This is a genomic window from Novosphingobium sp. BL-S-33, assembly GCF_056857025.1.
On sequence record NZ_CM166474.1, the window covers coordinates 932,605 to 952,347 of the forward strand.

18 protein-coding genes and 1 tRNA gene are annotated in these 19,743 nt (G+C 67.1%); 13 read left to right on the forward strand and 6 right to left on the reverse strand.

The window, feature by feature from the left end:
• Positions 1 to 92: 92 nt before the first annotated feature.
• Genes AC1VVM_RS04395 through AC1VVM_RS04405 form a run of 3 tightly spaced genes read left to right on the forward strand, consistent with a single transcriptional unit; the run spans position 93 to position 2,734 of the window.
• Entirely contained in the window at positions 93 to 845 is a 753-nt protein-coding gene (locus AC1VVM_RS04395; RefSeq protein ID WP_482955931.1) for an alpha/beta fold hydrolase, read from the forward strand.
• A gap of 15 nt (positions 846 to 860) precedes the next feature.
• Positions 861 to 1,745, forward strand: a complete 885-nt coding sequence (locus AC1VVM_RS04400; RefSeq protein WP_482902900.1) for a tetratricopeptide repeat protein — start codon at positions 861 to 863, stop codon at positions 1,743 to 1,745.
• Entirely contained in the window at positions 1,742 to 2,734 is a 993-nt protein-coding gene (locus AC1VVM_RS04405) for an LLM class flavin-dependent oxidoreductase (RefSeq protein WP_482955932.1), read from the forward strand. Before AC1VVM_RS04400 ends, AC1VVM_RS04405 begins: the two co-directional genes overlap by 4 nt.
• A 162-nt stretch (positions 2,735 to 2,896) precedes the next feature.
• Here the strand turns inward: AC1VVM_RS04405 and queG are convergent, their stop codons facing one another.
• The gene (gene queG, locus AC1VVM_RS04410; protein ID WP_482955933.1) at positions 2,897 to 3,961 is read right to left on the reverse strand and encodes a tRNA epoxyqueuosine(34) reductase QueG; all 1,065 of its coding nucleotides are present in this window, start codon (positions 3,959 to 3,961) and stop codon (positions 2,897 to 2,899) included.
• Between the two features lie 68 nt (positions 3,962 to 4,029).
• Here queG and AC1VVM_RS04415 point away from each other — a divergent pair, with 68 nt between their 5' ends.
• The 3 genes from AC1VVM_RS04415 to msrB are packed head-to-tail and all read left to right on the forward strand — an operon-like array spanning position 4,030 to position 6,821.
• Positions 4,030 to 5,028 (forward strand): ABC transporter ATP-binding protein, encoded by a 999-nt coding sequence (locus tag AC1VVM_RS04415; RefSeq protein WP_482902903.1) that lies wholly within the window; start codon positions 4,030 to 4,032, stop codon positions 5,026 to 5,028.
• A complete protein-coding gene (locus tag AC1VVM_RS04420; RefSeq protein WP_482902904.1) occupies positions 5,025 to 6,272 on the forward strand; it encodes an ABC transporter permease in 1,248 nt (415 codons plus the stop codon). The genes AC1VVM_RS04415 and AC1VVM_RS04420 overlap by 4 nt, the downstream gene beginning before the upstream one ends.
• 57 nt (positions 6,273 to 6,329) lie before the next feature.
• Complete coding sequence (gene msrB, locus AC1VVM_RS04425; protein WP_482902905.1) at positions 6,330 to 6,821, forward strand: peptide-methionine (R)-S-oxide reductase MsrB; 492 nt, start codon at positions 6,330 to 6,332, stop codon at positions 6,819 to 6,821.
• A gap of 7 nt (positions 6,822 to 6,828) precedes the next feature.
• Here the strand turns inward: msrB and AC1VVM_RS04430 are convergent, their stop codons facing one another.
• The 3 genes from AC1VVM_RS04430 to AC1VVM_RS04440 form a co-directional block, all read right to left on the reverse strand.
• Complete coding sequence (locus AC1VVM_RS04430; protein WP_482902906.1) at positions 6,829 to 7,500, reverse strand: PilZ domain-containing protein; 672 nt, start codon at positions 7,498 to 7,500, stop codon at positions 6,829 to 6,831.
• A 214-nt stretch (positions 7,501 to 7,714) separates the two neighbouring features.
• A tRNA-Leu gene (locus tag AC1VVM_RS04435) sits at positions 7,715 to 7,799 on the reverse strand.
• 214 nt (positions 7,800 to 8,013) lie between these two features.
• Entirely contained in the window at positions 8,014 to 8,295 is a 282-nt protein-coding gene (locus AC1VVM_RS04440) for an integration host factor subunit beta (RefSeq protein ID WP_132387833.1), read from the reverse strand.
• A gap of 277 nt (positions 8,296 to 8,572) precedes the next feature.
• Here AC1VVM_RS04440 and AC1VVM_RS04445 point away from each other — a divergent pair, with 277 nt between their 5' ends.
• The 3 genes from AC1VVM_RS04445 to AC1VVM_RS04455 all read left to right on the forward strand — a co-directional run bounded on the left by AC1VVM_RS04445 (position 8,573) and on the right by AC1VVM_RS04455 (position 12,949).
• Entirely contained in the window at positions 8,573 to 10,195 is a 1,623-nt protein-coding gene (locus AC1VVM_RS04445) for a peptide MFS transporter (RefSeq protein WP_132387835.1), read from the forward strand.
• A 73-nt stretch (positions 10,196 to 10,268) separates the two neighbouring features.
• Positions 10,269 to 11,654: an amidohydrolase gene (locus AC1VVM_RS04450; protein ID WP_482955934.1), complete on the forward strand. Its 1,386-nt coding sequence runs from the start codon at positions 10,269 to 10,271 to the stop codon at positions 11,652 to 11,654.
• Complete coding sequence (locus AC1VVM_RS04455; protein ID WP_482902908.1) at positions 11,651 to 12,949, forward strand: amidohydrolase family protein; 1,299 nt, start codon at positions 11,651 to 11,653, stop codon at positions 12,947 to 12,949. The genes AC1VVM_RS04450 and AC1VVM_RS04455 overlap by 4 nt, the downstream gene beginning before the upstream one ends.
• Before the next feature lie 216 nt (positions 12,950 to 13,165).
• Here AC1VVM_RS04455 and AC1VVM_RS04460 read toward each other — a convergent pair whose 3' ends face one another.
• Positions 13,166 to 13,456, reverse strand: coding sequence for a GNAT family N-acetyltransferase (locus AC1VVM_RS04460; protein ID WP_482902909.1), 291 nt, complete (start codon positions 13,454 to 13,456; stop codon positions 13,166 to 13,168).
• A 62-nt stretch (positions 13,457 to 13,518) separates the two neighbouring features.
• Between AC1VVM_RS04460 and AC1VVM_RS04465 the strand changes: the two genes are divergently transcribed.
• Together AC1VVM_RS04465 and AC1VVM_RS04470 are read left to right on the forward strand one after the other, a co-directional pair.
• Complete coding sequence (locus AC1VVM_RS04465; protein ID WP_482902910.1) at positions 13,519 to 14,514, forward strand: threonine aldolase family protein; 996 nt, start codon at positions 13,519 to 13,521, stop codon at positions 14,512 to 14,514.
• Positions 14,511 to 15,440, forward strand: a complete 930-nt coding sequence (locus AC1VVM_RS04470; protein WP_482902911.1) for a DMT family transporter — start codon at positions 14,511 to 14,513, stop codon at positions 15,438 to 15,440. The genes AC1VVM_RS04465 and AC1VVM_RS04470 overlap by 4 nt, the downstream gene beginning before the upstream one ends.
• Here the strand turns inward: AC1VVM_RS04470 and AC1VVM_RS04475 are convergent.
• The gene (locus tag AC1VVM_RS04475; protein ID WP_482955935.1) at positions 15,353 to 16,198 is read right to left on the reverse strand and encodes a Rossmann-fold NAD(P)-binding domain-containing protein; all 846 of its coding nucleotides are present in this window, start codon (positions 16,196 to 16,198) and stop codon (positions 15,353 to 15,355) included. The two genes, AC1VVM_RS04470 and AC1VVM_RS04475, sit on opposite strands and share 88 nt — an antisense overlap.
• Positions 16,199 to 16,283: 85 nt before the next feature.
• Between AC1VVM_RS04475 and pepN the strand changes: the two genes are divergently transcribed.
• Together pepN and pgeF are read left to right on the forward strand one after the other, a co-directional pair.
• Positions 16,284 to 18,914 carry an aminopeptidase N gene (pepN, locus tag AC1VVM_RS04480; RefSeq protein WP_482955936.1) on the forward strand — a complete coding sequence of 877 codons (2,631 nt, stop codon included), beginning with the start codon at positions 16,284 to 16,286 and terminating at the stop codon, positions 18,912 to 18,914.
• A gap of 10 nt (positions 18,915 to 18,924) precedes the next feature.
• The gene (gene pgeF / locus AC1VVM_RS04485; RefSeq protein ID WP_482902914.1) at positions 18,925 to 19,707 is read left to right on the forward strand and encodes a peptidoglycan editing factor PgeF; all 783 of its coding nucleotides are present in this window, start codon (positions 18,925 to 18,927) and stop codon (positions 19,705 to 19,707) included.
• Positions 19,708 to 19,743: the final 36 nt, after the last annotated feature.

Sequence of the window (19,743 nt, forward strand, 5' to 3'; positions counted from 1 at the left end):
CTGCCGCCCAAGCTGAACCTTCACCCACTCTCCGGCATCTTTCCCCTCCTCACCCCTTGCCGTCCCCCGGCCGCACCCCCACAATCGCGGGCATGACCGAAATCCGTTTCCACGAAATGCCCGACGGGCGCCGCATCGCCCATCGTTTCACTCCCGGCGTCGGCCCCACTCTCATCTTCCTGCCCGGCTACATGTCCGACATGACCGGCAGCAAGGCTACCGCGCTGTTCGACATGGCGGTCGCCAGCGGCCGCGCCTGTCTGCTGCTCGACTATTCGGGCTGCGGGGAGAGTCCGGGCGATTTCGCCGATGGCACGCTCAGCCGCTGGCGGGACGAAGTGCTCGCGCTGATCGCCGCAGCGGGGCTGGGGGAAGTGGTGCTGGTCGGCTCGTCGATGGGCGGCTGGCTGATGCTGATGGTGGCCGAGGCGCTGCCGGACCGGGTGAAGGGGCTGGTCGGCGTGGCCGCCGCGCCGGACTTCACCGACTGGGGCGTGGCCCAGATGGACAAGAACGTGCTGGCCGATGGCGAGACGATCTGGGAAGACAATCCTTACGGCCCCGAACCCACGCCCACGCATCCCGGCTTCTGGGCGGACGGACAGGCTAACCTCATGTTGGAGCGGCAAATCGCCTTCGACGGCCCGGTCCGCCTGCTGCACGGCCAGGGCGATCCCGATGTGCCCTGGGAGATTTCGCTGCGTCTGGCCGAAAAGCTGCGTTCATCCGAGGTGCAGGTCATTCTCATCAAGGACGGCGATCACCGTCTCTCGCGCGAATCCGACGTCCATGTCCTGCTGCGCAGCGTGGCCGAACTGGTCCTTTCCCGAGCCCCGGCGGCCTGATCCGGAGACCATCCCATGCCCGTCCTGCTCCCCCTCATGCTGATGCAAGCCAATTTCGATCCGAGCGGCATCAACAGCCCGTATTCTTCGGCGCTCCCGCGTGAGATTGTCGACAAGAAGAATGAGGAGGACCGCAAGCGCCGGGCCGAGCAGGCGGCCGATGCCGCCGCCGCCGCTGGCCCGGCGGTTCCGGAGTCGAACGAAGGCTGCATGCTCGCGGTCGAATCGGACCCCGCGCACTCGGCCGAGGTCGCCCGGCAGGCGATGAACGAGGCGCAGGGCCGCACGCGCGTCCGCGCCGGGCTGTGCCTGGGCGCCGCGCTGGCCGCGCTGGACCGCTGGGACGAGGCACGCACCGCCTTCATCCAGGCGCGCGATGCCGCCGATCTCGAAGACCATGTGAGCCGCGCGCGCCTTGGCGCCATGGCGGGAAATGCCGCGCTGGGCGGCGGCAAACCGGGGGAGGCGCTGTCCATCCTCGCGCCCGCCGTCGCCGATGCCAAGGCGGCGGAGGACAATGCCCTGCTCGCCTCTATCTCGCTCGACCGCTCGCGCGCGCTGGTCGCGCTGAATCAGCTGGACGAAGCGGGGACCGCGCTGGCCGATGCCCGCACGGCCGCGCCCGGCGATCCGCAGGTCTGGCTGCTTTCGGCTACGCTGTCGCGCCGCCAGAACAAGCTGGCCGAAGCCCAGACCCAGATCGAGAAAGCCGCCGAACTCGCCCCGCAGGATCCCGAAGTCGGGCTGGAGGCAGGCGTTATCGCCGTGCTGGCGGGCCGCGACGAGGCGGCGCGGCGCAGCTGGAATTCGGTGGTCGCCACCAGCCCCAACAGCCCGCAGGCGGCAACCGCCAAGGGCTACCTTGCTCAGCTCGGCCCCGAAGCGAAAGGCCATCCATGATCCCACTTTCGGTCCTCGATCTCGTTACGGTTCGCGAAGGCGGCACCGTTGCCGAAGCGCTGGCGATTTCCGCTCGTACGGCACAAGTTGCTGAAAAAGCGGGCTACAAGCGCTTCTGGGTGGCTGAGCACCACGGCATGGACGGCATTGCCGGCGGGGCCACTTCGGTCGTGCTCGCGCATGTCGGCGCGGCCACCTCGACCATCCGCATCGGCGCGGGCGGCATCATGCTGCCCAACCACACGCCCTATGTGATCGCCGAGCAGTTCGGCACGCTTGCGGCGCTGTTCCCGGGCCGGGTCGACCTTGGCCTCGGGCGCGCGGCGGGGGCCGATGGGCGATTGGCCAATGCCTTGCGCAAGGACATCGTCGGTGCATCGGAGCGCTTCCCGCAGGACGTGGTCGAATTGCAGGCGCGCTTCGCCGGGCAGGCAGTGGGCGGCGTTTCCGCACCGCAGGCCGACGGCGCAGAGGTCGAGATGTGGATTCTCGGGTCCAGCCTGTTCGGCGCGCAACTGGCTGCCATGCTCGGCCTGCCCTATGCCTTCGCCTCGCACTTCGCGCCTGCCATGCTGGACGAGGCCGGACGGATCTATCGCGAGCGGTTCCAGCCGGGGAAAGGGCTCGACAAGCCGCACTTCATGGCCGCGATCAACGCCTTCGCGGCGGATACCGACGAGGAGGCGCATTACCTCGCCTCGTCCACCGACCAGAGCTTCGTGGCGCTGCGCACCGGTACGCCAGGCCGCCTGCCGCCGCCGATCCGCGACTATCGCGCCGGTCTGCCGGGATCGGCGCGGGCGATGCTGGAACAGGTCCGCTCGGTCAGCGCCGTCGGCACTCCGGCGCGGGTGCGGGATGAGATTCTTGCCTTCCGTGATCGGACGCAGGCGGACGAACTGATCGTCTCGGGCGCGATGTTCGATCCGGATGCGCAGATGCGGTCGCTGGAGCTGGCGATGGGGGCTTTGGAAGGGGCGAAGGTTTAAGGCGCGGATCGGGGGCGTCCTGTTCCTCCCCTGCAAGGGGAGGGGGACCGCCCGAAGGGTGGTGGAGGGGTGTCAGCCTTTCAGCCGAGCGCCTCGCCGAGAGCGTTACACCCCTCCGTCAGCCCTGACGGGCTGCCACCTCCCCTTGCAGGGGAGGAATTTCTAGGTCCTCGTCAATTCTCCGGCAGCCCAAACGGCCGCATCGGCAACCGCCTCGTCGGCGTCGCCCAGCAACGCCTCCACCACCGGCAATAGCGCCGCCCGCCCGCTGTTCCCCGCCGCATAGAGACAATTGCGCACGAAGCGATTGCGGCCGATCCGCTTGATCGGCGAGCCGGAAAACAGCTTCCGAAACCCCGCATCGTCCAGCACCAGCAGGTCCGCGAGTTCCGGCGCGGTGAGTTCGGCGCGCGGCAGGAATGCCTTCATCGTATGCGCGGTCTCCGCGAATTTGTTCCACGGGCAGACCGCCAGACAATCGTCGCAGCCGTAGATGCGATTGCCCAGCGCAGCGCGGAATTCCTCCGGTATCGGCCCCTTGTGCTCGATCGTCAGATAGCTGACGCAGCGCCGCGCATCGAGACGGTAGGGTGCGGGAAAAGCGCCGGTCGGGCAGGCATCCTGACAGGCGCGGCACGATCCGCAGCGGTCGCGGCCGGGGGTGGAGAGCGGCAGGTCCAGCGTTGTGCAGATCTCGCCCAGGAACAGCCATGAGCCGTGCTCGCGGCTGACCACATTGGTGTGCTTGCCCTGCCAGCCGAGCCCGGCCTCGGCCGCCAGCGGCTTTTCCATGACCGGCGCGGTATCGGTGAAGACTTTGACCCCGGCCTCCCCGAAACCGCGCTTGCGGGCCTCTTCGACCAGCCAGCGGGCGAGGTGCTTGAGCGCCTTCTTGACCACGTCGTGATAGTCCGCGCCTTGCGAATAGACCGAGATCCGGCCCACTTCGGGCGTACCGGCCAGCGCGAGGGGATCGGCGGCGGGCGCATAGCTCATGCCCAGCGCGATGACCCGCCGCGATTCGGGCCAGAGCCCTTGCGGCGAGCGGCGGTGGTGGGCGCGGTCGGCCATCCACTCCATGGAGCCGTGCATGCCCTCTGCCAGCCACGAATCGAGTCGGGCCGCACGGGCGGGATCCTCTTCCGCTCCCGCTATGCCGAAGGCGCAGAAACCCAGCGCGCGGGCTTGCGCTTCAAGGTCCCCCGCCAATAGGCTCAGGGGGGGCACTTCACTTATCGGGTTGTTAACCAAGCTTGCGGATGCTCCGGTTCACGGCATGAGGATAAATGGCCTCCATGAACATCGCACTAGGAGATTGGCCCTTGGCCAGCAATGAGGGAGGTCAGGCCGACGGGCGGCCTCTCGCGATCGAGGCGCGCGGCCTCGTGAAGCGCTTCGACGGGTTCACCGCGGTCGACGGGGTGGACCTTCAGGTGCCGGTGGGCGCGGTCTACGGCATCCTTGGCCCCAACGGCGCGGGCAAGACGACGACCTTGCGCATGCTGCTCGGCATCATCGATCCGGACGAGGGAACTCGCCGGATTCTGGGCGCGGAGCGGCCGCACGACGTGGCCCATGCCATCGGCTACCTGCCCGAGGAGCGTGGTCTCTATCCGGCGATGAAGGCGACCGAGGCGATCGCATTCCTCGGCTCGCTGCGGGGCCTGCCGCTGAAGGAAGGGCGCAAGCGCGCGCACGAACTGCTCGAACGCCACGGCCTCGGCTATGCGGCGGACCGGCAGATTCGCCAACTTTCCAAAGGCATGGCGCAGCAGGTGCAGATTCTGGGCACGCTGGTCCACCGCCCGCGACTCGTGATTTTCGATGAGCCCTTCTCGGGCCTCGACGCGCTGAATCAGGGCAAGCTCGAAAAGATGATGCGCGGGCTGGCGGAGGAGGGGACGACGGTGATCTTCTCCACCCACGTCATCGCCCATGCCGAGCGGCTGTGCGACGATGTGGCGATCATCGCCGGCGGCAAAGTGCCTTTCGCGGGCCCAGTCGACGTCGCGCGCGATCGCATTCGCCCGCAAGTCCGGCTGGAAACCCGCGCCGAGGACGGTCCGTGGCGGGCTGCGCTTCCCGCCGACCTGCGGCGTGAGGGCGCGTTCTGGAACTTCTCGCTGCCCGAAGCCGGTGTCGAGCCGCTGCTGCGCGCGCTGATCGAGGGCGATGCGGGAATCCTCTCGCTCTCCATCGAGCGCGCGGGGCTGCACGATGCCTTTGTGGCCATTGCCGGTGAGGCAGCGGCGAGGGCGCTGGAAGAAAGCCCCGAACAGGAGCAGGCCCGATGAGCGACAAGACCCGCACTGGCATTCGTACGGGCCGCCTCTCGGTCCTTGCCGCCGCCTGGGTGGTGGCCCGGCGCGATTTCACGGCGATCCTGTTCAGCCGCAGCTTCTTCTTCTTCCTGCTGGGGCCGCTGTTCCCGGTGATCGTCGGCGCTTTGGCCGGCAGTGTCGGCGCGCGCGTGCAGGCGAGCGCGGAGCAGCCGGGCCTTGGCGTGGCGATGAGCGCCGCCGATGTCGATGCTCTCAGTGCCGCAAGGGCGCGGCTCGTCCCGGCGCTGGGCGATGCGATACCCAATCTGATCGTGCTGCAAAAGCTGGCGCCCGGCCAGACGTTCGACGCCCGCGCGGCGCTGGCGGGGAAAAAGGGCGTCGCTGCCGTCCTTACGGGCACGCTGGCCGAACCGGTCCTGACCGGCCCCGATGGGCTGATCGGCAACTGGCGCGGTCCGGTCTCGATGCTGGCGGTGCAGGCCCGCTCGGGTCACGTGATCGCCTATCCGGAGATCGCGCTGCAACCCGTGGCGACGAGTTCGGCGGGCGAGCGCCGGGGCCGCCTGACCACCGCGCAGAGCGCGCAGATGATGCTGTTCCTGCTGACGATGATGCTGGCGGGCATGGTCCTGTCCAACCTTGTTGAGGAAAAGGGCAACAAGATCATTGAGGTGCTGGCTGCCGCGATTCCGATGGATTCGGTGTTCTTCGGCAAGCTTTTCGCGATGCTGGGTGTCTCGCTGGTGGGCATCGGCACCTGGGCGGCGGCGGGATCGCTGGTGTTCCTGCTGGGCGGATCGCACCTGCCGCATCTGGCCGAACCGGCGGTGGGCTGGCCGATGCTGATCGGGCTGGGCGTGGTCTATTTCGCGATGGCCTATCTGTTGCTCGGCTCGGTGTTCCTGTCGATCGGTTCGATGGCGACCACCGTGCGTGAGGTGCAGACCCTGTCGATGCCGGTGACGATGCTGCAATTGATGGTGTTCTTCTTCGCCAGCTTCGCAATGACCCAGCCCGGCAGTACGGTCGAGACCGCTGCCCTGATCTTCCCGTTCAGCTCGCCCTTCGCGATGCTGGCGCGGGGGGCGCAGGATCCGGCGATCCTGCCGCATGTGCTGGCCATCGGCTGGCAGGCGCTGTGGGTCGTCGTGTTGGTGCGGATCGGCGCGCGGCTGTTCCGCTCGCGGGTGATGAAATCGGGACCGGCGCGCGCGGGCAAGCGCACAAAGGCCCGCCGCGCCGCGGAAGCCGTGTAACCGGACGGGAGCGCACGGCGAACTGGGAGTAGAGGACTGGTTGCCGGGAGAGCTTCGATGCCGATTCGATCGACGCGCCGCGAGATTCTGGGCTGGCTGGGGGTGGGCGCCGCGATGCCGGTGCTTGCCGCCTGCGGCATCGACCCGGCCGAGGCGAAGAACTATCCCGTCAGCTACAGCACGGCGGACTGGCGGCGGCGGCTGACGCCCGCGCAGTTCCACGTGCTGCGTGAGGCGGGGACCGAAGCGTCCTTCTCCTCGCCGCTCGATAGCGAGCACCGCAAAGGCACATTCCTTTGTGCCGCCGATGGCAATCCGCTGTTCTCCTCTGCCACCAAGTTTGACAGCCACACCGGCTGGCCCAGTTTCTGGAAGCCGCTGCCCGGCGCGGTGGAGATGTCGACCGACTATATGATCGGCGTCCCCCGAACCGAGGTGCACTGCGCGCGTTGCGGCGGGCATCTCGGCCATGTCTTCGACGACGGGCCGCCGCCGACCGGCAAGCGCTATTGCATGAACGGCGTGGCCATGGCGTTCCGCCCCGGCTGAGCGCGACTCAATCCTCCGGCGCGGCGGAATCCTTGGTTGCCGGTACCGCGACCTGCATGCGCGAGGTGCGCAGGGCCAATTGCTCCAGACTCAGGAGCTGGCCGAAGACCAGGCCATAGTCCGGATGCCGACGCCAGCAGACGGTGGCATCGAAGCCCGGCAACTCGCTGGCGGAAAGCCGCAGCCTCTGGCCTATCGCGAGCATCTGATCGGTTTCGATTCCGGCCCCTTGCCGCGAAAGATCGCGAATCGTGGCGGGATAGTCCTGTCCGGCAAAGGCGATCACCGCGGGATGATCGACCCGCAGGCGTACCGGGCGCTTGGGGAAGGGGCCGGCCTCGGCAATGAAGCGGATCAGATCGACCGGGCCGACGAAACGGAAACCGGCCTCACCGCCTTCTTCCCACACCTGTTCCATCGGAAAGCGCTCTCCGGTGGTGATTTCAAGCGCGTAATCGTCGGCGACGGGAAGGTCATGGAAGAGCTTGAGCTTGACCCCGCTCTCGGAAACGTCGCGCACGATGCACAGATATTCGCGCCCGTTTCCGATCAGCTTGGCCTGACGCAGCAGCAGCGCGAATCGCGGCTGGTCGCGTTGGTCAGGGGCCCGGCCGGTGGGTGCGGGCGATGGTTCGATATCGGCCTCTGCGCCCGGCGGCACGCGGTCGGGATAAGTCATGTCGTGGTGCACCCCTGTCGATCGTTCTGCCCGAATTCCGGCGAATCGCCATCCGTCCGCCATGCCGGCGCGAAGGTGAGCGACCGCGATCGGTCCTGAGACCGGTCGGATTCGATATCTGTTGCGAGCCAAGCGGGTACGTCACCGAGAATACCGATTCGCGGGTTACCGAAGTGTGAAGACTATTCCGGGGGAGGCTGTCCCGTTCAGGGGCTGGTGCGGGCGGCGGGACTCGAACCCGCACTGGGATACCCAAGGGGATTTTAAGTCCCCGGCGTCTACCATTCCGCCACGCCCGCACAGCGTGCCTGTGCACGCAGCCGCTGGCGATCTGGCAGATCGCGGCGCACCGGGCAACAGCGTAAAAGCAGGATCCGGGGACAACGATTGTCTGAAAAGAGCGATTGGACGGGCCGTCACAGCGCAACAGCCCGCGCGCTGGTGGCGCCGGCTATCTCACCGAACGGCCGTGCAAATCGGGGCAAATCCGGACCGGGCCGGAGTTTGCGGACCTCAGTGCACGTTCAGGCGCGCGCGCATTTCCTTGCCCGGCTTGAAATAGGGCACGCGCTTTTCCGGCACTTCCACGCTTTCGCCGGTTCGCGGATTGCGACCCTTGCGGCTTTCGCGGTGGCGCGTGGAGAAAGCACCGAATCCACGAAGCTCCACACGGCCCCCATCGGCGAGTCGCTGGGCGATCTCGTCAAAAAAGGTGTCGACAGCGCGCTCCACGTCTTCAGAGCGCAGTTCGGGATTTTCCTTCGAAAGGGCTTGCAGCAGTTCAGATCTGATCATCGCGCACCTTCCCTAGAGCCAGCCGAAAAAAATCCGCGGCCACGCCCGAATCACAATATTTCGCGTGACTTGGATCGCTCTGAACCAGAAAATGCCACTGCCGGGGCTTTCGCGCAATGCTCCTACCGGATGAGTTCTTTTTGGTGCTCCAGCCGGGCCTGCGCCGCTCAGCTGAGCCATTTCGCCCGGCCGCAGCCCCATTTACAGCGCCGATTTGCCCGTTAACGTCCGCTTTTTTACCGCCACGGGTCGGCGTGAACAAAGCACAAGAGGGCGCATGAAGGATATCGGAACCTGGAACGAGGGGGACTGGGTCGGCGCGATCGGCGCGATCCTGCTGTTCGCCATTTTGGCGATCGGCGGCGTCATCGCCTCGCGCAAGAGCCAGGAAGTGGTGGGCCACCCGCGCGGTCTGTTCGTGCTGTTCTACACGGAAATGTGGGAACGCTTCTCGTACTACGGGATGCGCGCCCTGCTCATCCTCTATCTCACCAAACATTGGCTGTTTGATGACGGCAAGGCGAACCTGATCTACGGCGCCTACACCAGCCTCGTCTACATCACCCCGGTGCTGGGCGGCTATCTGGCCGACCGCTACCTCGGCCAGCGCAAGGCCGTGCTGTTCGGCGGCGTGCTGCTGGCCTTCGGCCACGTGCTGATGGCGTTCGAGGGTGTCGGCGGGCAGAGCGATCCCACGATCAACGTGTTCTGGCTGGCTCTGGCCTTCATCATCGTCGGCTCGGGCTTCCTGAAGGCGAACATCTCGGTGATCGTCGGTCAGCTCTACAACCTCACCGACGAGCGCCGCGACGGCGCCTATTCGCTGTTCTACATGGGCATCAACACCGGCGCCGCGCTGGGCACGATCCTGGTCGGCTACCTCGGCGAGACGATCGGCTGGGGCTATGGCTTCGGTCTTGCCGGCATCGGCATGGTGCTCGGCCTGATCATCTTCATGGTCGGCAAGCCCGCCCTGCGCGGCCGGGGCGAGCCGCCCATGCCGCTCACCAAGAACCGCGAATGGACCTTCTACGGCATCGGCACGGCTTCGGTCGCGGTGCTCTGGGCGCTGATCCAGTTCCAGGCGGTGGTCGGATCGCTGCTGCTGATCTCGGCCGTGGCGCTGCTCGGCTACATGCTGGTCGAAGCGTTCCGCATGCCGAAGGAACCGCGCGAGCGCATCTTCGCGATCATCTTCCTGCTGGCGTTCCAGCCGATCTTCTGGGGGCTGTTCGAACAGGCGGGCGGTTCGCTCTCGCTGTTCACCGACCGCTTCGTGGAGCGCGGCGGCGTGCCGACCTCGCTGTTCCAGGCGGTCAACCCGATCTTCATCGTGACTTTCGCGCCGATCCTGGCGTGGCTGTGGCGTTCGCTCGGCCGCAAGCAGGTGGAGCCTTCGGCTCCGGCGAAGTTCGGCTACGGCCTCGTGCTCGTCGGCCTCGGCTTCGTGTCGCTGGTCTGGGGCGATGCCGTTGCCGGGCCGGGCGCCAAGGTCGGCGTGTTCTTCATCTTCCTGATCTACTGGTTCCACACGCTGGGTGAGCTTTGCCTCTCGCCGGTGGGCCTCAGTGCGATGAACCGCCTTGCCCCCCGTCACCTTGCCAGCTTCATCATGGGCGCGTGGTTCTTCGCCACGGCAGGCGGCAACTTCGTGGCCGGCATGATCGGCCAGGCGACCGGCGGCGAGCACGGTGCGATGACCCGCGAGGGCACCGTGGCGATCTATGGCACGATCGGCTGGTGGGTCGTGGGTATCGGCGTTGCCGTCATCCTCGTCGCGCGGCTGGTGAAGCGCTGGATGCACGTGGACACGCTGCAGGATATCGAACTGGAGGGATCCTCCGAGTTCGGGCTGGAGGCACAGGAAGCCGGCATCCACCCAACGCTCAAGCCGAACTGACACTTACCACCGGCCCGGAAACCAAGGTTTCCGGGCCGGTTTCGCGAATACGCTTCAAAACAGGGGAATCCACATGACCAAAACGCCGGGATTGCGGCGCTGGACGTCGCTGCTCGTGCTGGGCACGGCGCTTGCGCTCAGCGCCAACAGCGCCGACGCCAAGAAGGACGACAAAAAGGCGGCCCCCATCGTCGCCGATCCCTATCCTTCCACCTACAAGGCCTATCCGGGCACGCCCACCGCATTGGTCGGTGCCACCGTCTATGACGGGCGCGGCGGCAAGATCGAGAACGGCGTGGTCCTGTTCCGCGACGGCAAGCTGGTCGCCATCGGCGCCGCCGACATGGCGATCCCGGACGGCTACACGCGGATCGACGGCCGGGGCAAGTTCGTGACTCCCGGCGTGATCGACATCCACTCGCACCTCGGCGTCTACCCCTCGCCCGCGGTCGATGCGCTGGCGGACGGCAACGAGATGACCAACCCGACCACCCCCGACGTCTGGGCCGAACATTCGGTCTGGCCGCAGGACCCGGGCTTCACCCGCGCTCTGGCCAACGGCGGCGTCACCACGCTAGAAATCCTGCCCGGCTCGGGCAACCTCATGGGCGGGCGTACCGTCACGCTGAAGAACGTGCCCTCGATCACCGTGCAGGGCATGAAGTTCCCCGGCGCGCCTTATGCGCTGAAGATGGCCTGCGGCGAGAACCCCAAGCGCGTCTACGGCGAAAAGGGCCAGAAGCCCTCGACCCGCATGGGCAACTTCTCGGTGGACCGCCAGGCCTGGATCGATGCCCGCCACTACATGGACGGCGACCATTCTGAGCGGGATCTTGGCAAGGATACGCTGGAAGGCGTGCTGAAGGGCCAGATCCTCGTCCAGAACCACTGCTACCGCGCCGACGAGATGGCGCAGGTGATCGATATGGCCAAGGAAATGGGCTACAAGGTCACGGCCTTCCACCACGCCGTCGAAGCTTACAAGATCGCCGACCTGCTGCGCGACAATGACATCTGCGCTGCCGTCTGGGCGGACTGGTACGGCTTCAAGATGGAAGCCTACGACGCCATTCCCGAGAACGCCGCGCTGCTCGCCAATGCGGGGACTTGTGTGGTGATCCACTCGGACGACGAGAACGGCATCCAGCGCCTCAACCAGGAAGCCGCCAAGGCACAGGCCGACGGCCGCCGTATCGGCATCGACATTCCCGACGCCAAGGTGGTGGGCTGGTTCACCTACAACGCCGCCAAGTCGATGGGCATTGGAGACAAGACCGGCAGCCTCGAAGCCGGCAAGATGGCAGACGTGGTGCTGTGGAACGGCAGCCCGCTCTCGGTCTATTCCCGGCCGGAGAAGGTTTGGATCGACGGCGCCCTGATGTTCGACGCGCTGGATCCCAAGCGCCGCCCGGTGAGCGATTTCGAGCTGGGCCAGCTCGGTGAAGGAGACGTGAAATGAGCCGCCGCGCCCTGATCCTTGCGGCGCTGGCTGCAACGGCCTTCGCTCCCGCCGCTTTCGCGCAGGACTTCGCGGTGACCAACGCCACGGTCGCCACCGGCGACGGTGGCGCGCCGATCGAGCATGGCACTGTCGTCGTGCGCGGAGGCAAAGTGGTCGCGGCCGGGGCTGGCGTCGCCGTGCCCGCCGGTGTCCAGACCATCGACGGCACCGGCAAGTGGGTGACGCCGGGCCTGTTCTCGGCCGTTACCGACCTTGGCCTGTGGGATGTCGAGGCGGTCTCCAACAGCAACGACAGCGCGGCGGACAAGTCGCCCTTCAACGCCGCGCTCGACGTGAGCCCGGCGATCAACCCGTCCAGCGAGCATATCGCGATTAGCCGCGAAGGGGGTGTCACCCGCGCCAGCGTCGCGCCCGCCAACGGCGATTCGATCTTCGCCGGGCAGGGCGCGCTGATCGACCTTGGCGCCGATCCGAACGCGGTCACCAAGGCGCGGGCCTTCCAGTACGTGCAACTGGGCGAGGCCGGTGCGAAGCTGGCTGGTGGTAGCCGGGTTGCCGCGCATGTCGCGCTGCGCAGTGCCTTGCGCGAAGCGCGCGACATTGCCGCCACGCCGAATGCCGCGCGCAGCCCGGACGCCATGTTGACTCACGCCGATGCGGTGGCTTTGGCGCCGGTGCTCGACGGCCGCCAGCCGCTCTACGTCGGCGTCGAACGTGCGGCGGACATCCGCAGCGTGCTCGCGCTCAAGAGCGAGTTCCCCAAGCTCGACCTCGTATTGGTCGGGGCGACCGAGGGCTGGCTGGTCGCGAGTGAGATCGCCGCCGCCAAAGTGCCGGTGATCACGATGCCGCTGCGTGACCTGCCTTCGGCGTTCGAGGCGTTGGCGGCCACGCAGTCCAACGTCGGGCGCATGAAGAAGGCGGGCGTGAAGGTCGCCATCGGCATGTTCAGTGGCTCCAACCAGCCGCGCTATGCACCCCAGGAGGCGGGCAACCTCGTCGCTCTCGCCAAGCTGCCCGGCGCTGCGGGCCTGACCTGGGGCGAGGCGTTCGCGGCGATCACCTCGGTCCCGGCCGAGATCAGCGGCATGGGCGGAAAGGCGGGCGTTCTGGCGCCCGGCGCCGTGGGTGACGTGGTGATCTGGGACGGCGACCCGCTGGAACTGTCCTCGGCCCCGCTTGAGGTGTTCATCGATGGCGTCAAACAGCCGCTCGACAATCACCAGAGCCGTCTGAAGCAGCGTTACCGGAATCTCGACCGGACTTATCTGCCCAAGGCTTTCGACTGGTAAGGGCTTCCCCGGAGCGTGGCGCTGCAAGTGTGGCGCCACGCTCGAACACGGGGCCATCGTCCGAACGTAGAATCAGCACCCAAGCACTCCGTCGTCCCCGCGAAGGCGGGGATCCCGCTTCTGCTGGTTCGTGGCGCAAGAAAGCGGGGCCCCCGCCTTCGCGGGGGCGACGGGGTTTTAGGGGCTGAGCATGGAGTTTCGTTTCAGGGCTTCAGTTCAGGCCTTCACATCATCCCACTCCGGATGCCGCCGGAACGCCGCATCGACATAGCTGCACCGCGATCCGATCCGAAAATGGTTCTCCCGCGCGTCCGCCACCATCGCCTCGACCAGTCGCCCGGCCACGCCGCGCCCGCCGATCACCGGGGGGACAAGCGTATGTTCCGCGTAGCGAATGCCGTCACGCTCGGCCCAGATCAGGCGGCCGGTCGCGTCGCTGTCGGCGACATGGGCGATATACTCGCCGGAATTTCCGTTTTCATGGGCAGTGATAGTCACGCCGACCATATGTGGGGGCTCCTGAAAAGGTCTGCTTGACGGAGAAGGCGTCCGCTTTAGGGCATATGGCCATGAAGTTTCTCTCCGACAACGCCGCACGGGTCCACCCGAGGGTCTGGGACGCCATGAAGGCCGCCGACGAACCCGATTCGCCTTACGATGGCGACGCGCTGAGCAAAGCGCTCGACGCGCGCTTTTCCGCGCTGTTCGGCCGCGATTGCGCGGCGCTCTGGGTAGCGACGGGGACGGCGGCGAACTGTCTGGCGCTCTCGGCCATGGTCGAGCCGCACGGCGCCGTGATCTGCCACCGCGAGGCGCATATCGAGATGGACGAGGGCGGCGCGCCCGGTTTCTACCTCCACGGCGCCAAGCTGCTGCTGGCCGATGGTGAGAGCGCGAAGATCACGCCCGACGCGATTGCGCGGGTGATCGACCCGATCCGCGATGGCGTGCATCAGGTCCAGCCCCATGCCATCTCGATCACGCAGGCGAGCGAATATGGCTGCGTCTACCGGCCCGAGGAACTGGCCGCGCTTTCCGCCTTCGTGAAGGGCAAGGGGCTCGGTCTGCACATGGACGGCGCGCGGTTCGGCAATGCCGTGGCATTCCTTGGCGGCAGCGCGGCGGATGCGGCGCGGGGCGTCGATGCGCTGAGCTTCGGCATGGTCAAGAACGGGGCGATGAGCGCCGAGGCCATCGTCTTCTTCGATCCCGCCATGGCCGACAAGGTCCGCTTCCGCCGCAAGCGCGCGGGGCATCTGCAATCGAAGGGGCGCTATCTGGCCGCACAGATTCTGGCGATGCTGGAGGGCGACCTCTGGCTGGAGAATGCGCGCACGTCCAATGCCGCCGCCGCCGAAATCGCGGCGGCTGCCGGTGCGCGCTTGCTGCACCCGGTCGAGGCTAACGAGATTTTCCTCACCTCCACCGCCGCTGAACGCGCGGCGCTGCGGGCGCAGGGCTTCGAGTTCTACGACTGGGGCGACGATGCGGCGCGCCTCGTCACGGCATGGGATTCGCGGCCGGAGCACGTTTCCGCGCTCGCCCGCGCGATTGCCGCGCTGTGAGCGTGAACGCGGCGAGCGACACGGCGGCCCCCGGTTTCTTCAAGCCGGCGGTCATTCTGCCGTTCATGCTGGTGGCGCTGATCTGGGGATCGACCTGGTTCGTCATCACTGGCCAGATTGCCGAAGTGCCGGCCAGCTGGTCGGTGGCATGGCGTTTCGCGCTGGCGACGCCGGCGATGTTCGTTGTCGCGATCGCCATGGGCAAGAGCCTGAAGCTGGGCAGGGCAGGGCAATTGCTCGCGCTTGCGGTGGGCGTGACGCAGTTCTGCGGCAATTACAACTTCGTCTATCGCGCCGAAATGCACCTGACTTCGGGCATTGTCGCGGTGATGATCGGGCTGCTGCTGGTGCCCAATGCGATTCTGGCGCGGGTGCTGCTCAAGCAGCCGATCACGGGGCGCTTCGTGGTCGGCAGTGCGATCGCCATTGCCGGTCTCGCTCTATTGCTGGTCCATGAGGCGCATGAAGCGCCGCTGGGCGGCAAGGTCGTGCTGGGTACGGTCTTCGCCCTGATCGCGATGCTGTGCGCGTCGGTTTCGAACGTGATTCAGGCCAACGACACCGGCAAGGCCCTGCCGATGGTGAGCCTGCTGTCGTGGGCGATGCTCTACGGCACGCTTTGCGATGTGGCGGTGGCCTGGCTCTTCGCGGGGCCGCCGGTGATCCCGCGCGATGCGAACTACTGGATGGGGACGGCCTACCTCGCGATCCTCGGTTCGGTGGTGACCTTCCCGCTCTACTACACGCTGATCCGCCAGCTTGGCGCGGGCAAGGCTGCCTATAACGGCGTTGTCGTGATCGTGATCGCCATGTTCATCTCGACGCTGTTCGAGGGCTATCAGTGGTCGGCGCTGGCGATTGCCGGGGCGGCGCTGGCGACTGTCGGGCTGGTCGTGGCGCTGATGTCGCGCAGCCCTTCGCGGTAAGTCGCAAAGCGCGGTTTCCAGCCGAGGACGTGCCGCGCCTTGCCATTGGCGACGCGGCGGTTCTCCGCATAGAAAGCCCGCGCCATCGGGGAGAGCGCCGCTTCCTCCAGTGATTGCAGCGGGGGAAGCGGCAGCCCGGCAAGGCGGCAGGCTTCCTCCACGACGCGGTTCTGGCCGCAGGGCAGATCGTCGGAAAGGTTGTAGGCACCCGCCGGTGCCCGGAGCCCGGCGATCACGCCCGAGGCGATATCCTCGACATGCACGCGGCTGAACACTTGCCCCGGCAGGTCGATGCGATGCGCGCGGCCTTCGCGCACGCGGTCCAGCATCGAGCGGCCGGGCCCGTAGATGCCGGGAAGCCGATAGACCCGCGCGCCCAGCGCAAGCCACTCGCCGTCCGCCTCGGCCCGCGCGGTGCGGCGGCCGGTGCCGATGGGGGCGCTTTCGTCCACCCATGCCCCGCCCGCGTCGCCGTAGACGCCGGTGGACGAGAGATAGGACAGCGCCTTGCCGTTCAGCGCAGGACCATAGCGCTCCAGCACCCGATCGAGCGGCTCGCCGCGCCCCTCGTTGCCGGGCGGGACCGAGGAAAGAACATGATCGGAATCGGCCAGCGCCAGGCGCACATTGCCCTCATCCTCGAACGACAGCGTGCCGTCGCGGCCGGTCGAGATCACTTCCCAGCCCATGCGGGACAGCCGCGCGGCCACCGCGCTTGCAGTGTAGCCAAGGCCGAAGATGAACAGGCGGGGCGCCATCGCTCTCGCTTTCTCTGAAAAATCGCTGCGATTTTCGTAGCGGCACGGCTGGCAATCGCAAGGCGGGGGGCTTAACTCCAAGCGTATGGACATCGCCAGCAACGCCGCCCAGCCCGAAGCCGCTCCCGCCACCACGCCCGCCGTGATCCACCGCGCGGATTACCGGCCGCCCGAATGGCTGGTTCCGGCCATCGCGCTCGACTTCCGGCTGGGTATCGATGCCACGCATGTGACCGCGAAGCTTTCGGTAACGCGCAATCCGGCGGGTGAGGGGAGCACGACGCTGCGCCTCAATGGCGACCAGATCGCCCCGCTTGCCGTCCGCGTCGACGGCGAGGCGGTGAACAACTGGCGGCTGGATGGCGCAGACCTGCTGGTCGAGCTTTCGGGCGATGCGCATGAGGTCGAAGTCGAAACCGCCGTGAACCCGGCGGCTAACAGCCAGCTCATGGGCCTCTATGCCTCGAACGGCATGCTTTGCACCCAGTGCGAGGCCGAGGGCTTCCGCCGCATCACCTTCTTCCCGGATCGCCCAGACGTGCTCTCGACTTATTCGGTGCACATGGCGGGCGACAAGGCGGCCTTCCCGATCCTGCTCTCCAACGGCAACTGCACGGCCACCGGTGAGAACGCCGACGGCACGCATTGGGCCGATTGGCACGATCCCTGGCCCAAGCCGAGCTACCTTTTCGCGCTGGTGGCGGGCGATCTCGTGGCCAACCATGCGCAGTTCACCACGCGCTCGGGCCGCAAGGTCGATCTCAACATCTGGGTCCGCGCGGGCGACGAGCAGCGCACGCAGCACGCGATGGATTCGCTGATCGCCTCGATGAAGTGGGACGAGCAAGCGTTCGGCCGCGAATATGATCTCGACCTGTTCAACGTCGTCGCCGTGTCGGACTTCAATATGGGCGCGATGGAGAACAAGGGCCTTAACGTCTTCAACACCCGCTACGTCCTGGCCGAGCCGGAAACCGCGACCGATGCCGATTACGACGGCATTGAGAGCGTGATCGGCCATGAGTACTTCCACAACTGGTCGGGCAACCGCGTGACCTGCCGCGACTGGTTCCAGCTTTCGCTGAAGGAGGGCTTTACCGTCCTGCGCGACCAGTTGTTCAGTGCGGACATGGGCAGCGAGCCGGTCAAGCGGATCGAGGACGTGCGCACCCTGCGCGGCGGCCAGTTCCCCGAGGATTCGGGCCCGCTCGCCCATCCGATCCGCCCGGATTCCTATCAGGAAATAAGCAACTTCTACACTGCGACTGTCTACAACAAGGGTGCCGAGGTGATCCGCATGATGCGGACCATGGCGGGCATCGAACGCTTCCGGCAGGGCACTGACCTCTACTTCGACCGCCACGACGGCGAGGCTGCGACGTGCGAGGACTTCGTCAAGGCGATCGAGGACGGCGCCGGGCTGGACCTCAAGCAGTTCCGCCTCTGGTATTCGCAGGCGGGCACCCCGCAAGTCTCGGTTTCGCTGACGCACGAGGGCGAGACGGCGACGCTGACGCTCTCGCAGACCGTGCCTGCCACGCCCGGCCAGCCGGACAAGCAGCCGATGCCGATCCCGCTGCGCGTCGCCCTGTTCGACCGCGACACCGGCACCCATTCGGGCGAGCGGCTGATCGTGCTCGACAAGGCCGAGGACAGCTTCGCCTTCGAAGGCTTCGCTCGCGCGCCGGTGCTGTCGATCAATCGCGGCTTCTCAGCGCCCGTTGCCATCGAATTCGAGCGCGATCCCGAAGACCTCGTGTTCCTGGCCGCGCGCGATGACGATCCCTTTGCCCGCTACGAGGCGATGCAGAGCCTCGTCGTCCAGCACCTTGTCGCCGCGGTGGGCGGCGGACTGGCCGATGCCGACCGTGCTGCCGGCCGTGCCGCCATCGGCAAGGCTTTCGCGGCGATTATTGCCGACGAGGCGCTCGACGACCTGATGCGCGGCGAACTGATGATGCTGCCGACCGTCGCCTACCTCTCCGAGCAAGTGCTGGTGGCCGATCCTTACGCGATCCACGAGGAGCGCGAGGCACTTAAGCACTGGCTGGGCGGCGAACTGGCCGATGAACTGAAGGTGCTGCACGACCGCGTTTCCGCCGTTCCCTACGGCCGCGACGCGGGGGCGCGCGGTGCCCGCAAGACCAAGGCGCAGGCACTCGTCCTGATCGCCTCGGGCGACGCCGTGGAAGGTGTGGCCCGCGCCAGCGCGCAGTACCGCGCGGCCGACAACATGACCGACCGCCAGTCCGCGCTGACCGTGCTGTGCAACCTCGACGGCCCCGAACGGGCTGAGGCGCTCGCCGATTTCCACAAGCGCTATCAGGGCAATGCGCTGGTGATCGACAAGTGGTTCCAGCTTCAGGCGAGCTGCTTCCACCCGCAAGTGCTCGAACACGTCCGCGCGCTGGCCGAGCATCCCGACTTCACGCTGGGCAATCCCAACCGCGTCCGCGCGCTCTACATGTCGCTGGCGGTCAATCCGAAGGGCTTCCACGACGCGAGCGGCGAGGGCTATCGCCTGATCGGCGACTTGATCCGCCGCCTCGATCCGCTCAACCCGCAGACCACCGCGCGATTCGTGCCGCATCTCGGCCGCTGGCGCCGGATCGAGCCGGTCCGCGCCGCAATGATGCGCGCCGAGCTGGAGCAGATCATGGCCCAGCCCGATCTCTCTCGCGATGTGCGCGAACAGGTGGGCAAGAGCCTTGGCTGAGGCGCCCCAGATGAACACGGACGACGTGAGCACGGTGGAGGTCAACCGCGCCAAGCTACTGGACGGCCTGCCGCACGGCTTTCTCGGCCGTCGCGGCGGCGTAAGCACGGGGGAGGTGTCTGGCCTGAACGTTGGCCTCGGTTCGGGCGACGATCCCGTCGCCATTGCCGAGAATCGCCGCCGCGCGGTCGAGGCGGTGCTGCCCGGCGGACAGCTGGCGAGCGTCTACCAGGTCCATTCGCCGGATTGCGTGGTGGTGGGCGACACGGTGTGGAGCGATGCCGAACGCCCCCACGCCGACGCCTTGGTCACCGACCGCCCCGGCGTCGTCCTCGGCGTGCTGACGGCGGACTGCGCGCCGGTGCTGCTGGCCGATCGCGAGGCAGGGGTGGTGGGTGCCGCCCATGCCGGATGGAAAGGCGCGGTGGCCGGCGTTACCGATCGCACCATCGCCGCCATGATATCGCTCGGGGCTGAGCCATCCCGGATCGTTGCGGTGGTTGGCCCCTGCATCGCCGCCGTCTCCTACGAAGTGGACGAGGGCTTCCACGAACGCTTCCTCGCGCAAGCGGCCGGCAACGGGCAATTCTTCAGCGCCGGGCGGCCCGGTCACTGGCAGTTCGATCTGGAAGCCTATGTCGCGGCGCGGCTGGAAAGGGCCGGAATTGCCGGCATCGAGCGTCTCGGCCTCGATACTTATGCGCAGCCGGAGCGATTCTATTCGTTTCGCCGCGCCACCCACCGGGCCGAAGCCAGTTACGGACGGCAGTTCTCGCTCATCGCCGCAGGGTGATTGCCCGGGGCGATTGCTGCGGGGGATCGCCGGGGG